General features: G+C 56.9%; 8 protein-coding genes. 7 read left to right on the top strand and 1 reads right to left on the bottom strand.

Annotated features, from left to right (window positions below):
- Positions 1-8 precede the first annotated feature (8 nt).
- Positions 9-716 (bottom strand): FadR/GntR family transcriptional regulator, encoded by a 708-nt coding sequence (locus GTQ55_RS16315; protein ID WP_161859680.1) that lies wholly within the window; start codon positions 714-716, stop codon positions 9-11.
- Between the two features lie 523 nt (positions 717-1,239).
- Between GTQ55_RS16315 and GTQ55_RS16310 the strand changes: the two genes are divergently transcribed.
- The 7 genes from GTQ55_RS16310 to GTQ55_RS16280 all read left to right on the top strand — a co-directional run bounded on the left by GTQ55_RS16310 (position 1,240) and on the right by GTQ55_RS16280 (position 15,088).
- On the top strand, positions 1,240-2,247 hold the full coding sequence (locus GTQ55_RS16310) for a sugar kinase (RefSeq protein WP_237567732.1): 1,008 nt from the start codon (positions 1,240-1,242) through the stop codon (positions 2,245-2,247).
- Positions 2,248-2,345: 98 nt separating this feature from the next.
- On the top strand, positions 2,346-3,332 hold the full coding sequence (locus GTQ55_RS16305; protein ID WP_161859679.1) for a TRAP transporter substrate-binding protein: 987 nt from the start codon (positions 2,346-2,348) through the stop codon (positions 3,330-3,332).
- A gap of 81 nt (positions 3,333-3,413) precedes the next feature.
- A complete protein-coding gene (locus GTQ55_RS16300; protein ID WP_161859678.1) occupies positions 3,414-3,995 on the top strand; it encodes a TRAP transporter small permease in 582 nt (193 codons plus the stop codon).
- Positions 3,996-4,010: 15 nt separating this feature from the next.
- A complete protein-coding gene (locus GTQ55_RS16295) occupies positions 4,011-5,312 on the top strand; it encodes a TRAP transporter large permease (protein WP_161859677.1) in 1,302 nt (433 codons plus the stop codon).
- A gap of 445 nt (positions 5,313-5,757) precedes the next feature.
- Positions 5,758-9,720 (top strand): pectate lyase family protein, encoded by a 3,963-nt coding sequence (locus tag GTQ55_RS16290; RefSeq protein WP_161859676.1) that lies wholly within the window; start codon positions 5,758-5,760, stop codon positions 9,718-9,720.
- A 242-nt stretch (positions 9,721-9,962) separates the two neighbouring features.
- Entirely contained in the window at positions 9,963-13,247 is a 3,285-nt protein-coding gene (locus GTQ55_RS16285; RefSeq protein ID WP_161859675.1) for a pectinesterase family protein, read from the top strand.
- Between the two features lie 53 nt (positions 13,248-13,300).
- A complete protein-coding gene (locus GTQ55_RS16280) occupies positions 13,301-15,088 on the top strand; it encodes a pectate lyase family protein (RefSeq protein ID WP_161859674.1) in 1,788 nt (595 codons plus the stop codon).
- The last annotated feature ends 70 nt before the right edge of the window (positions 15,089-15,158 follow it).

Raw genomic sequence — 15,158 nt, 5'->3', positions numbered from 1 at the left:
GGAGTGATTCAGGCTGGGTCTTGCTCAAAATAGGTGGCGGCCGCGGCTGTGGCATTGTCGATATGATTGCGCATGGCCGCGCGGGCTTTTTCCGGGTTGCGCTGTTCGAGGGCGAGAATAATCTTGCGGTGATCCTCGATGGAGGGGTGTACCCCTTCGGCGCGCAGTCGCTCCATAAAGCCGGTACTGAGTTCGGACTGGTTGCGCAGTTCCCACAGCCAGTTAACGATGCCAATGATCGCCGTATTCTGGGAAGCCTCTGCAATAATGCTGTGGAATTTCCAGTCCGCCTTTTCCGAGGCATCCGCGCGGCTCTCTTCCTCTTCCATCTCCTTGAGTGCCTGCTTCAGTTCACGAATCTGGTCGCTGGAGATGCGGGCGGCTGCCAGAGCGCAGGCTTCCGATTCGATGATGAAGCGGGTTTCCAGGATTTCGAATGGCCCAATCCCTTTATCGCCAATCTCCGGCTGGGATTGTTGATACTGCTTTTGCGTGGCATAGATACCGGAACCGGTACGGATCTCGATCACGCCGGAAATTTCCAGCGCGATCATGGCTTCGCGGATAGTGGGGCGGCTGACCCCGAGCTTGTCTGCCAGTACCCGTTCGGACGGCAGGCGCTCACCGGGCTTGATGGAGCCGCTGGTAATGAGTCGCGAGAGCTGCTCGGCAACCTTCAAATAGAGTCTCTCGGCTTTTACTGCTTGCAGTTCCACGGGTGTCGCGCCTCTGTATCAAATTTCGAATCCATTGCGGTTCGGTTACCGCCTGGCTGATGGGGTTGCTGCCGTTGAGATTGCAACCTGTCTGACCACCAGTCCCAATACCCTGACGATTCTAGCGAATTACGGCCGGGCTTAGAAGTTGTTCGTGGGGCCAATTTATCGTGTGGGTAGCTGCGGGCTTGCTTTGCCAGGGCTGGTCGAAAGGTGTGCCAGCCGCTGCTGGGCTCTATCCAGTCCGTCTTTGGCGATGCTCAAATGGCCTGAAAAGTTAAAAATTGGGTCAGTTGATACCGGTTGAATAGGTCGTGCATATTGCAATTTACGTCAGGATCTGAATAATCTGGTAAGGTGGCATTACCAGTTAGGGTGCCTGTGTCTAAGAGGTGCGTGTGCTCCTCTGTGGTTGCCTTGCGTCGCCAAATTGGTTATACCTGTGCGATATTTTGGTAAGGCCTTGGCGTGTGAGCAGCGCATTTGCGAGGTTGTCGATGATAAAACAACAGGGGTGGGCGCCGTGAAGCTGGCAGCACTGGGAGAAGTCATGGTTGAACTGGCGCCGCAAGCACCAGTTCATGGAGAGGGCCAGTCGCAGGGCAACAAAGCCCTGTTGGCGCAGCCCTCTTTAACACAATCTTATGCCGGGGATACCTATAACACCGCCGTGTACATTGCCCGCGGTGGTGTGAGTGTCAGCTATGTAACCCTCCTTGGGGATGACCCCTACAGTGAGGAAGTGCTCACTCGCCTGTCCGGCGAGGGTATCGACACCGGCGCCATCGCGCGCCTTCCGGGCCGCTGTCCCGGTCTCTACATGATCCAGAACACCCCTGACGGTGAGCGCTACTTTACCTACTGGCGGGGCGAAGCGCCGGCGCGCGAGCTGTTTGCGGACCCCGTTCGGCGCGAAGCGCTGAAAGCCCACCTTCTGCAGATGGACTGCCTGTACCTGTCCGGCATTACCCTCGCCATCATGGGTGAAGAGGCACGTGTGGAGCTGCTGGCCTTCCTGGCGGAGTACCGCGCTCAGGGTGGCCGGGTGGCGTTCGACAGTAATTATCGCCCGCGTCTGTGGGCCTCGGCAGACGCCGCGCGGGAAGCCGTGGGGCAGTTCCTGCAGCAGGCAGATATGGCGTTGCTGACGTTTGAAGACGAGCAGGCTTTGTGGGGCGACAAGCGCCCGGGCAGCTGCGTGAAGCGCAATACCGGCTTTGGTGTATCGGAGCTGGTGATCAAGCGCGGCGCCGAGCCGGTGCTGTTGCAGGTGGACGGCGAGCTGACCGCGATTGATGTGCCGCCCGTGAGCAGTGTGGTCGATACCACCGGTGCCGGCGATTCCTTTAATGCCGGCTACCTGGCGGCGCGCCTGCAGGGCGCGAGCCCGGAGCAGTCGATTGCCGCCGGCAACCGCTGCGCGGCCCGTGTGATCGGCCACCGCGGCGCCATCATTCCCCGCGATGACTATCTCGCGGTGGAGAAAAATGAAAATTGCACAGGCGGGCCACAAGTTGTTACGATGGTATGACCAATCTGGTCTGCCGTAAGCGCGATTGTGCTCCATAGTCTGGCAAACCAGAAAACCTGTACCCGATAAGAAATAAATCGCAGGTCAAGATGATGATAATGAAAAGATCCTTGCGGCAGCTGGGCGCCTCGCTGCTGGCTGGCACAACCCTGTTCCTTGCCAGTTGCGGCTTTCAGGAAGACCAGGTGGCCCTGAAGTTGGCGCACACCCTGGACCAGCAGCACTCCGTACACCGCGCCATGGTGTTTATGGGTGAGCGTCTGCGGGAGCTGTCCGGCGATTCCATGCGCATCGATATCTATTCCGGCGGACAGCTGGGTAGCGAGCGCGAGTTGATCGAGCTGCTGCAGATCGGCAGCCTGGCCATGACCAAAGTCTCTGCCAGCCCCATGGAGGGCTTCGTGCCGGAGATGAAGGTCTTCAACCTTCCTTACGTATTCCGCGATTCCGAACACTTCTGGAATGTACTGCAGAGCCCGATTGGCAAAGATCTGCTGGTGGCCTGTGAGCGCGCGCGGCTGCGCGGCCTGGGTTACCTGGATGCCGGCAGCCGCAGCTTCTACATGAACGATATCGGCGTGCAGACGCCGGCTGACCTGAACGGCCAGAAAATTCGTGTCCAGAACAGCCAGACCGCGATCAAGATGGTCAATACCCTGGGCGGCGCCGCTACCCCGGTGAGCTGGGGCGAGCTGTACACCGCGTTGCAGCAGGGCGTGGTCAACGGAGCCGAGAACAACCCGCCGAGCTTTTACCTTTCCAAACACTATGAAGTCTCCAAGTACTACACCCTGGACGAGCATACCTACGTGCCCGACCTGCTGCTGATCAGCACCGAGGTGTGGGGCAAGCTGGAGCCACAGCAGCAGGCGTGGCTGCAGCAGGCCGTGGATGAGGCGGTGGTTTACCAGCGCAAGCTTTGGCAGGAATCCACCGAGGAATCCCTGGCGGCGGTAAAAGCAGCCGGTGTTGAAGTGATCTACCCGGACAAACAGCCGTTCATCGATGCGGTGAAACCGCTGCACGACAGCTATAAGGGCACCGAAGTGGGTGACCTGCTGGCTGAGATCAAGGCGATCAACTAAATCGCCCGGGCTTTGGCCCGTCGGCCAAAGCGGCAAAAAAATTAAAAATTGCCACTACAAAAATAAAAGTGGAAACCGAAGATGATGCAAAAAATTGAAAAAGCCCTGGCGATTGTGCTCGGAACATTGCTGGCGCTGATGGTGCTGGATGTGACCTGGCAGATCCTCACTCGCTTCCTGCCGATGCAGCCGAGTTCCTACACCGAAGAAGTGGCGCGCTACCTGCTGGTGTGGATTGGCGTGCTGGGTGGTGCCTACGCCTACCGCAAACGCTCCCATCTGGGCATCGACCTGCTGAGTAACGCGCTGCACGGTGCCAAGCGTCGCGCGCTGCAGATTTTTGTGGTGCTGGTGTGTTTTGCCTTCGCCGCCTCCGCGATGGTTTACGGCGGCACCAAGTTGATGCTGCTTACCTTTGAGCTGGAGCAATACTCCGCGGCGCTGAATCTTCCGATCGGTTTTGTCTACAGTGTTTTGCCGCTGTCGGGGCTGTTGATCTGCCTGTTCTCCGTTGATCACCTGATAGAGCTGGTGACAACCAAAGAGGAACTTCCCACGGAGTTTGACTCGGACGTGCATCCGTATACCGATGGTCTAGAAGAAGAGAGCACCTCGGTGCAAAAAGAAAAACAAAAGCAGCCTGAAGCTGCCGTCGAAGCCTAAGCGAGGAGAAACATCGTGGAAGTTGCAGTTCTGGTATTGCTGGTCAGTTTTCTGATCCTTCTCGCCCTGAATGTTCCCATTTCCATCAGTATTGGTGCCGCCACCGTGCTCACCATGCTGTGTACCATCGACTTTGATCCGGCCATGATCACTATGGCCCAGCGTATGGCCAGTGGCATCGACAGTTTTGCCCTGTTGGCCATTCCATTCTTTATTTTCTCGGGCATGTTGATGGGCAGCGGCGGTATTGCCCGACGCATTATTGATTTTGCCAAGGTGCTGGTGGGCATGCTTCCCGGCGGCCTGGCCTTCGTGAACATCATCAGCTGTACCCTGTTTGGCTCAATCTCCGGCTCCGCCGTGGCGGCGACCTCGGCCATCGGCGGTTTCATGATTCCGTCCATGACCAAAGCGGGTTACGACAAGAACTTCAATACCGCAGTGACCGTAGCTTCCTCCACCACCGGTCTGCTGATACCGCCGAGCAACATCCTGATTGTGTTCTCGCTGGCCTCCGGTGGTGTCTCCATCGCCGCGCTGTTTATTGCCGGTTACCTGCCGGGCCTGCTGCTGGCACTGGGCCTGATGATCGTGTGCGGCCTGTGGGCAAAAGCGAAAGGCTACCCGGTGGGTGAAAAGCCCACCCTGAAGGAAGCCGTCGAAAAAACCCTCGATGCGGTACCGAGTCTGTTCCTGATCTTCATTGTGATCGGCGGCATCATCAGCGGCTTCTTTACCGCCACCGAGGCCAGCGCCATCGCAGTACTGTATTCGCTGCTGCTGTCCTGTGTGGTGTACAAGGAAGTGAAGTTCACCCAGCTGCCGGCATTGCTAACCAAGTCGGTTGAGACCACCGCGATTGTGATGTTCCTGATCGCAGCGTCTTCGGCGATGTCGTGGATCATGTCTTACCAGAATATCCCGCAGACCATCAGTCAGGCACTGATCACACTCAGTGACAACCCGCTGCTGATCCTGCTCACCATCAACCTGATTCTGCTTGCTGTGGGTGCCTTCATGGATATGACTCCAGCGGTGCTGATCTTTACCCCCATCTTCCTGCCGGTGGTGACCGAGCTGGGAATGTCGCCGCTGCAGTTCGGTATCGTGATGATCCTGAACCTGTGTATCGGCCTGTGTACACCGCCGGTGGGCAGTGTGCTGTTTGTGGGGGCAAGTATTTCCAAAACATCAATCACAGCGCTGATTCGTCCGCTGATGCCCATGTATCTCATGATGTTCGCGGTACTGGCACTGGTCACCCTGGTGCCGGCCATCAGCGAGTTTCTGCCGCGGGCGCTGGGGTTGATTGAGTAACCCCTGTTCGAGTTACGGGCAGGGTTGCTGAGAGGTAGCGTTACCCCAAGCGCGGCAACTTTTCATTGATTTCCTCGCATCATCAGGATGGCATTGCCGGGCTTTTTAGCCCGGCTTTTTTTTTGCGCGCCACTTAATAGTGATTTCTGCGCCGCACATCTCGCCGGGCTCTCATTTCTACAAAATTGGCTTAACAGAATCCACAATAGGCTTTACACATTGGTTGGCTATGGTTAACCTTCTGCTCGATATTTGGTATTGCCAATTAGCAGAATCATAGAGCGTTGGCTTTACAGTCCAGTTTGGCCAAATATCGGGCGGACCCCGCAGTATCTGCCGCCCACAGCGATGATGATTGGTCCGTACCTCCCTGCAAGCTGTTCCTCGGGTCCTGCGCCGTGACCGATCGTCTAGATCAAAGCCAAAAATAAAAACGGAAGGTCACATGCAATTCAAGCTGAAGAGAGCCGCGATGCTAAGTGCATTGCTGGGCACACTGGTAGGCAGTCTGGCGGCCGCGGATGTCTCCGCTCAGGCCACGGGGTTTGCCACACAAAACGGTGGTACGACTGGCGGAGCCGGTGGCAATGTGGTGTACGCCACTACCGGTACGGAAATTCATGCGGCGCTGTGTAATCGCCCATCGAGCGATACGCCGATCATTATTCACGTTGAAGGCACCATCAATCACGGCAACACCAGCAAGGTATCCGGCGCCAGTTGTAATACCGCCGACGACAAAATCGAAATCAAGGATGTCAGCAACGTCTCCATCATTGGGGTCGGTAGTGGTGCCCTGTTCGATGAGCTTGGTATTCACCTGCGTAGTGCTTCCAACATCATTCTGCAGAACTTGCACGTACGGAATGTAAAAAAATCCGGTTCCCCCACATCCAACGGTGGCGACGCCATCGGTATGGAAAGTAATGTCTACAACGTGTGGGCAGACCACCTCACCCTGGAGGCTTCCGGCGGTGAGAGTGAAGGCTACGATGCCCTGTTCGACATGAAAGCCGAGACCAAATACGTCACGCTTTCCTATAGCATTCTGCGCAATTCCGGTCGCGGTGGTCTTGTCGGCTCCAGTGACAGTGATACCAACAATGGTCCGGTCACGTTTCACCACAACCTGTACGAGAACATTGATTCCCGCACACCACTGCTACGCGCAGCGACCGCACACGCGTACAACAACCACTACACCGGAATCAACAAGTCTGGAATGAACTCGCGTATCGGCGGGCGCATGAAAGCGGAAAATAATTACTTCGAAAACTCGAAGGATCCACTTGGTACTTTCTACACCAATGACATGGGCTACTGGGAAGTCAGTGGCAACATCTGGTCCAACATTACCTGGACGGCGGATGACGATGACAACCATCCCGCCGGTCCCAGTCCGGTATCCACTACCTCCGTCAGTATTCCCTACAGCTATCAGCTGTGTGACGCCAGCCTGGTGCCGCAGATTGTTGCCGCGACTGCCGGTGCGAATACGGGCATACAGGTGGCAGACGCCAGCTGTAGTAGTGGTTCTTCCAGCAGTTCCTCGAGCAGCTCCAGTTCTTCCGGGGGCACCAGTTCCAGCTCGTCGGGCGGAAGTTCTTCCTCCAGTTCCTCAAGCAGTTCTTCCAGCAGTTCCAGCTCTTCCGGCGGTAGCGGCTCGGGGGGCGCTGGTGATCTTGGACCGAATCTGGCGCTGGCTGGCGATGCCGATGGCTCCAGCAAGGGCGGTGGCAGCAGTTACGGTAATGCCGTGGATGGCGACCTGGGGAGTTACTGGCAGCCGAGCTCGTCCAGCGGCGAGCGGATTTCCGTGAAAAACTTCGGTGGCAACTTCAACACCGTGATCATCCGCGAGATTGGCAACAGCGTACAAGCCTGGCGTCTGGTGAATAACGACAATGGCGCAGAGCTTGCCTCTGGCAGCGGCATCGGTGCGGCGATGCAGATTTATCTCGGCGATGTGAGCATGGGCAAGATCAACCTTATGATCGACTCTGCCTCAAGTGCACCGCAGATCGCCGAGTTTGAAGTCTACAGCGCGACTGGCAGCAGCTCGTCGTCCTCCTCCAGTTCATCTTCTTCCGGTGGATCTTCCAGTTCTTCATCTTCTGGTGCCGGTAGCGTCACATTGAGTGTTTCAGCAAACGGCAGCGATGCGAACCTGACCTGGAACGTCAGTAACATCGACGTGCGCAACCAGGAAATATACCGGGATACAGATCCCGACCCCAGCGGGCGCCTGCGTATTGCCTCCAGTGTCCTCGGCAATAGTTACACCGACACTGGCCTCGCTGACGGAACCTACTATTACTGGGTAAAAATCACTGATCAGGATCTGGTGAGCTACAACTCCAATGGTGATGATGCGGTGATTGCCACTGTATCCACACTCACCCTGCAGGAGAGTGAAGCGGGCTTCTGTTCCGTAGATGGTGCGATCGAGTCGGAGCACAGTGGCTACACCGGGGTGGGCTATGCCAATACCGACAACGCAAGCGCTATGGGAGTGGACTGGTCTGTGGTGGTGCCCGTTGCGGGCTCTTACACGCTGCAATGGCGTTTCGCCAACGGCGGTGGTGAGCGGCCCGGAGCGGTTCTGGTTAATGGTAGTAACCAGGCCAGCGTGAGCATGGGTGATACCGGTGCCTGGGCCAGCTACATCGACAGCAGCGCGGTTACCGTATCGCTGAATGCTGGCTACAACACAATTCGCCTCGAAGCGACCGGCGGCAGCGGCCTGGCAAATATCGACAGCCTGTCCATTACCGGTACGGCCCCTGCTGCGGGTGATTGTAATGGCGGCGGATCGTCGTCCGGCGGCAGCTCCTCCAGCAGCTCGAGCTCGTCTTCCAGCAGTTCTTCCAGCTCTTCCGGTGGCACCAGCAGCTCCAGTAGTTCGTCTTCCAGCGGTGGTACCAGCAGCTCCTCTTCCAGTTCTTCCAGCGGCGGTACGTCTTCCTCTGGCGGCGCATTCCCGTCTCCGGAAGTGAGTAATGCCTGTTACATCCTGGCCACGGATCCAAACGTCAACTGGCGCGACTCTGCCGAGCTGACCACCGATCAGGAAATTGTCGAGTGTCTGTCGAAAACCCTTGGCCGCGCGGTGGGCTACGGTGAAAACGCCATGGGTGGTTATGACCCCAACGGCAACAGTCAGCTGACGGTGATCACCAAAAACGATCCACAGGGCCGCAGTGTCGAGCAGCAGCTCCTGGATGCGGTAACCGGTGACGACCACAACTGGATCGTGTTCGACAAGTTCGATTTCGCCAGCGAAACCGAAATCTCAATGCATCGCAATCACTGTGCAGACAGCTCTGTACAGGCCGCCATCGGTGGTAGCGAGGCCCAGTGTATTGACTACCGTCAGTGGTGCTCCGATAACGGTTATTCCGGTGATGCATGTCAGGTCGAGTTCTTCAACAACCGCTTGAACGATAAAGACCTGCCGATTCGCAATACGAAGATCGGTTCTCACAAAACCCTCGACGGTCGTATGAGCAATGGCTATTTCCGCTTCAATGGCTTTGCCATCGGTGCAGACAGCAGTGGCCAGCCGACACAGACTGCCGAGAGTGTGATCCTGACCCACCTCGATTTCAGAGGCGCAGGCCACACCGAAGACCATGGTCTGGATCCGGACATGATCCGCAACACCGGTGCGTCGCACGATATCTGGATTCACAAGAACACCTTCGACACCACTGGTGACGCAGCGTTTGATGTAAAAGTGGGTGCTTACGACATCACTATCAGTTTCAACAAACTGGTCAATGTGAAGCGCGCGGCGCTGCACGGTTCCAGCGACAGTCGCGAGATCAACGCGCAGATCACCACCACCATGCACCACAACGCATTTATCACTACAGACAATCACTACTTCGATCTGGGTAACACACTGCGTCGTGTTCCACTGATCCGTCGTGGTACCTCCCACATGTTTAATAACTTCTTTATGAACTATCGCAAAGACATCCTCAGTGTCCGTGTCGGCGCGAGTGTTCTGTGGGAAGACAACATGATGCTGATCAACGACGAGTTCCAGGAAAAAGACGATCGATACCTCGCACTGGAAGAGCGCTGGCAAGAACTCACCCGTGATGTGGATGGCGGCAACTTCCGTGACCAGGGCTCGCGCCTGTGGTTCTCGGATAGTGCCTGCGACCTGATGCCATCGCTCTACTTTGATGTGGCAGATGCGTCCGGCTCCGTCGGCGACCTGAGCCAAAACTACAGCCAGTACTCACGTGACGTTATTGGGGTGCAACAAACTGCAGTCGGTCAGGATATGGCGGATTACATCATCGCCACGGCGGGGGTTGACGGCCAGATCCCGTTCAACTCACCACTAGCTTATGACCAGAGCTACGTTATCGGCTTGGGTGGTGCGAGTTGTCAGTAGTAATGCGACAGACAAAATAAAGTTGTAGCAATTTGAGCCCATCCGCCAGTGTGCGGATGGGTTCTTTTTAGGTTTGAGAGAAAAGTGATTTCCGCCGGGCGTTAAGAATCCCGGATTATTTTTCGCAAAATATATTTGTCTTACCGTAGCACCATGATGGTGTGACGGCAGGGCGATGAAGAAGTACCGGTGTTTCCACTGCGCCGGGTAACAACAATAAGACCACAACTCAGGAGTATTCGATGAGAGTACCAAGCACCTTGTTGGCCACCTCCATGGCTGCGTTGCTCGGCAGCCTGCTGACTGGCTGTAGTGACGACGGCGAAAAAAGAGAGCTGGCTGAACTGAACAACATCGTCGTTGCGGAACCCGAACCCGAACCCGAGCCCGAACCCGAACCCGAGCCCGAACCCGAACCCGAGCCCGAGCCCGAGCCCGAGCCCGAACCCGAACCCGAACCCGAGCCCGAACCGGAACCCGAACCGGAGCCGGCGGCTTTTACCTGCCCCGAAACCGGTCTCTATTTCTGTGACGATTTTGAAGACGGTGAATTTGCCAGTACCTGGAATGCGCTGATTGATAGCTACGGCCTTGCTGACCCCGGCGTGTTCGATATTCTCGACGAGGGCGACAAGGGAAAATCCCTGCGCTTTACCGCCGGTACCCGCGGTGAAAACCTGAGCGAGGGCGAGCTGATTCTGGTGAAGGAGTCCGCGTTTGGGGGGGTGCCCGAGGATTACTTCGTCGAGTATCGAATTCGCCCGCGTCAGAACGGCAATACCGGTAACAAATACCTGTACAGCATTGGCCGTTACCAGGGCCCGCTGCAGTGGTACTTCGGCGGCCTGAACATGCAGAACAGCAGCGACTCCACCCAGGTGGAAGCGGGCTATGCAACCACTGACGATGGCATTACCGGATCAGTCAGCCGTGAAGTGCAGGTGAAAAAGCCGATCCTGCTGGGTGAGAAAGACGGTACCGATGGTACCTGGTACAACGTGCGCTACGACATGGTCGGCAATAGCGTTACCGTTTACCTGGACGGGGAAGAAATAGGTACCTACACCGACGATGCGAGCCAGTTCACTACGGCCGGCCGTATCGGTTTCTTCACCTACAACCGCTCGTTCGAAGTGGACTACGTAAAAGTTGGCGATCCTGCGGTCAAGCCGGTACAGCTGACCATCGACTACGCCGAGCCGGTGTGGGTTACCACTGCGGGAAAAGAGCCTGAGGTAATCAACGTTACCGCAGTGAAAAGCGATGGTGTTACCGCGGATACCTTTAGTGTCAGCTCCAGTGATTCCTCGGTTGTCTCCGTTGCGGTGGATGGCACTGTGGTGACACTGACCCCGCTCGCGCCAGGTGAAGCCGAGATCTCCTTTGTCAGTGGTTCCGACAGCGGCCTGCGACGCACGATCAGCGCCAGCGTTGCCAAGGCATTTGAAATGCCGACCGCCACCTATGGCGATATCAGCGCTCGGGTCACCCCGGTTCCCGGGGCTACCGGCGAGTACGAAGACACCCGTCTCAGTATTACCTTCGACAACGCGCCGACGCTGAATGAAACCCTTGGTTCTGTGCGTATTTTCACAGTCAATGGGGATAGCGAGATTGACGCTATCTACGCGGGTGGGGAGGTCGATGTGCTCGGCTATCCCGGCCAGGACGGCGCCCGTGCACTCAACACCACACCGTTCGTGATCGAGGGCGATACCCTGACCATCGCGCCGCACACCGGCATGCTGTTGCCGAGTACCGAGTACTTTGTGGCCATCAGCTCCGACCTGGTTCAGGGTGCAACGCTGAATGGAGAAACGTTTACCGGTCTGGGTAAAGATGCGGGCTGGACCTTCACCACCCGGGCATCCGGCCCCACCGGTGCCGACGTCACCGTGGACGACGACGGCGCTGCGGATTTCCGCACGGTGCAGGGTGCCCTGAACCATGTAATGGAAAATGTCGCAGCGGATGAGCCTGCCACTATCTCCATCGCTGCAGGGGATTACCATGAGGTGCTGTTCCTCACCGGTAAAAATAACCTCACCATCAGCGGTGCCGGTGTCGACCAGACACGTATTTTTTACGACAACTACGATGGCCTGAACGGGGGTACCGCAGGGCGGGGGTTGTTCCTGGTGAGTGGCGGCGACATGCTGACCCTGGAAGATCTCACTATTGAGAACACCCATCAGCGTACCGGTGCTGGTGACCAGGCAGAGACCATCTACTTTAACAGTGACGGTCGACTGATCGCCCGCAACGCCGCGTTTATCTCCGAGCAGGACACCCTGCTGCTGAAGGGCTACAACTGGTTCTATAACACCCTGGTTGCAGGCAATGTGGACTTTATCTGGGGCTACAGCACCGCCAGCGTATTTGAGAATTCCGAGATCCGCTCACTGGGTGATTCCAAAAGTACTGAGGCGACCAGCGGTGGTGGCTATGTTCTGCAGGCGCGCACCCCGGTAGAAACCGCACCAGGCTTTGTATTCCTGAATTCAGAACTGACCCAGGGCCCCAGCCCGACTGGTGTCACCATCGAGCAGGGCACTACCTACCTGGCTCGCAGTGGCGGTAGCAGCAGCTATTACGACAATGTCACTTTCATCAACACCGCAATGGGCACCCATGTAAACGCGGAAGGTTGGGCGTATGAAGGCATCAACGGCCAGCCCGCTCCCAATCCTGCCACCGCAACCGCCGCCAGTGGCTGGCGCGAGTACGGCAGCACCGACCTTGCCGGTAACCCGCTGGATATGAGCAGCCGCTGCGGTACCTCCGGCAGCTGTTACGCGCTGACCGCGGAAGAGATGGAAGCCAGCTTCTGTTCCCGTGCGCAGATCTTTGCCGGCTGGAACGGTGGTGAGGGCTGGGATCCGTACCCGGAAGATACCAGTGACGATCACTGTCCCTCAGTAACTGGATCGGATGAGACTTGGAGTGGTAATGGCGTGCTGTTGGGTGACCCGGGCTCCATTACCACCGCAAGCGGTTCAATCACCGAGCAAACCGATACCAGCGTTACCTTTACTGCCAGCGACGGCAAGTTTGAAACTGGCATGTCTTTCTATCTGGTATCCCAACAGGTAACCGGTGACTTTACCCTGACGGCGAAACTGAAAAGTGCCGGCGTACCCTATGCAGCCAATCAGTTCCCCGTGGGGCTGATGATGTGTGAGTGCGACGCTGCCAGCGCTACTAACTCGCCACTGGCGCATATCGGTATGTACCTGTCCGGCAGCGATTGGGTGACCCAGTACGGCCATGTACTTGCCGATGGTGGGGGTTGGGGCAAGAGTGGCGATGGCGCCGTGCTCACTCCGGGCGATAACCTCTACTTTAAGTTGCAGCGGGTAGGGCAGCAGTACAAGGCCTATTACTCGACCGATGGCGGCACCACATATTCCAGTGGTTGGGGCAACACCTTCACCGGCTTGCCAGATACCATCAAAGTCGGATTGTTCGCCGCGCCTTACAACGACGATCAGAGCTTCGCTTTCGAAGATATTCAACTGGTGCAATAAAAACAAAACCCCGCGGCATCGCCGCGGGGTTTTTTTACTTTCAGGAAATACTCATGCGTAATACATCGCAATTTCTGCTCACCTTGTTACTGTGCGCTGGCATGACTGCCTGCGGCGGTGGTGGCAGCGATAACACTGGTGGCAACTCATCGAGCTCTTCGAGCAGTTCCAGCAGCAGTTCGTCCAGCAGCTCTTCCAGTTCTTCCTCTGGGGGAAGCTCTTCCAGTAGTTCTTCGAGCTCGTCAGGTTCTTCCAGCAGTTCCGGCTCCTCCTCCGGTTCCGGTAACGAAAGTATCGACGGTGGCTTCGCCGGATACGGTTACAACCTCACCGGCGGCGCCGGTGGCCTGGTGTATACCGTCAACAATGGCGCGGACCTACAGGACAAGCTCGACGAAGCCAAGGACGCGAGCCAGCCGGTTACGATTTACATCGACGGTACCATCACCGACTTCAATACCGGTACCGGCACCGATATCCAGATCAAGGATATGGATAACGTGTCGCTGATCGGCGTAGGTGAAAACGGCGAATTTGACGGTATCGGCCTCTCCATTCGCCGCGCCAACAACATCATCGTGCAGAACCTGCTGTTCCACGAAGCCTGGCCGGGCCAGGAGAAAGACAACATCAGCATCGAAGGCGATGACGATGGCAGTACCACCAGCCATATATGGATTGACCACTGCGAGCTTTACAATTCGCTGGAGGTGGACAAGAACTACTACGATGGCCTGATCGATTCCAAAAGCGGTGCACGCTATATCACCCTGTCCTACAACTATATGCACGATGCATGGAAGACCACCCTGCACGGGCATACGGAAAACGACAGCAATCCCGACACGGATCGCCTGATCACCTTCCACCACAATCGCTTCGAAGACCTGGAGTCCCGCGTACCCCTGTTTCGCCACGGTCGCGGCCACGTATATAACAACTACTACAACAACATCAATTCCACAGCGATCAACTCCCGCGCTGGCGCCGAGATGCTGATCGAAAACAACGTGTTCGAGAATACCCAGAACCCGATCGTATCTTTCTATTCCGATGTCACCGGCTACTGGAATCTGAGCGGCAATGTTTTTGGCAGTGGTGTGACCTGGACCAGTGGAGGTGGCTCCGATATCACCGCTGAGGATGGCGAATCTACCTCCACTTACCAGGTGCCTTACCCCTACGTCCTGGATGCCACCGATGGGCTGAAGGATCACATCCTCGCCAATGCCGGCCGCGGCAAACTGGACCAGTCCGATTTGGAAATTCCCGACCCGGTTACTCCGGAAGGTGAGTTGCCCGTAGAGGAGGAGCCGATACTGGAAGATGTGGCATTGCCCTACGCGGAAAACTTTGCCACCGACACCGCCGGCTTCTTCAGCAACAGCTATCGAGATCTCAGTGGCGCGCCCGGCGACGGCACACCCATGTACCACCGGGTGACCGGCAGCGCGGAAATCCAGAGCGGGGCACTAAGCCTGACCGGTAGCCGCGTATCCATCGGCAACAGCACGCCAACCGTCAGTACCACCAGCGGTGATTCCAACACTGGTGTGTTTGACCTGAGCGTGCCCTGGCAGATCTCGTTCAAGGTGGTCAGCGTGAGCGGGGATACCAGCAAGTACTTCCAGCTGTATGTGGATAACAACACGGCCTCAAGCAGCAACTCCATCTGGGGTGGTAGCTCGAAATTCCACCAGGTGCTGCTCAGCGATCTGGTGGCCGGCCAGAGTTATACCGTGACAGGTCTGACCGCCAGCAGTAATTCGTTCATTACCCTGCGTACTGAGAGTAGCGCCACCGTGGCAGTAGACGACATCCTGATCGAGGTGATGCCCTGAGAACGCCTGCGGGTAAGCCAACGCAAATAGTGGTCTGGCCACTTTTGTTCAGAAAAGCACCGCTTCTGGC

Source organism: Microbulbifer hydrolyticus (assembly GCF_009931115.1).
Classification (GTDB): domain Bacteria; phylum Pseudomonadota; class Gammaproteobacteria; order Pseudomonadales; family Cellvibrionaceae; genus Microbulbifer; species Microbulbifer hydrolyticus.
Note: the sequence above shows the minus strand (reverse complement) of the source record. Positions and strands in the feature narration are given on the sequence as shown.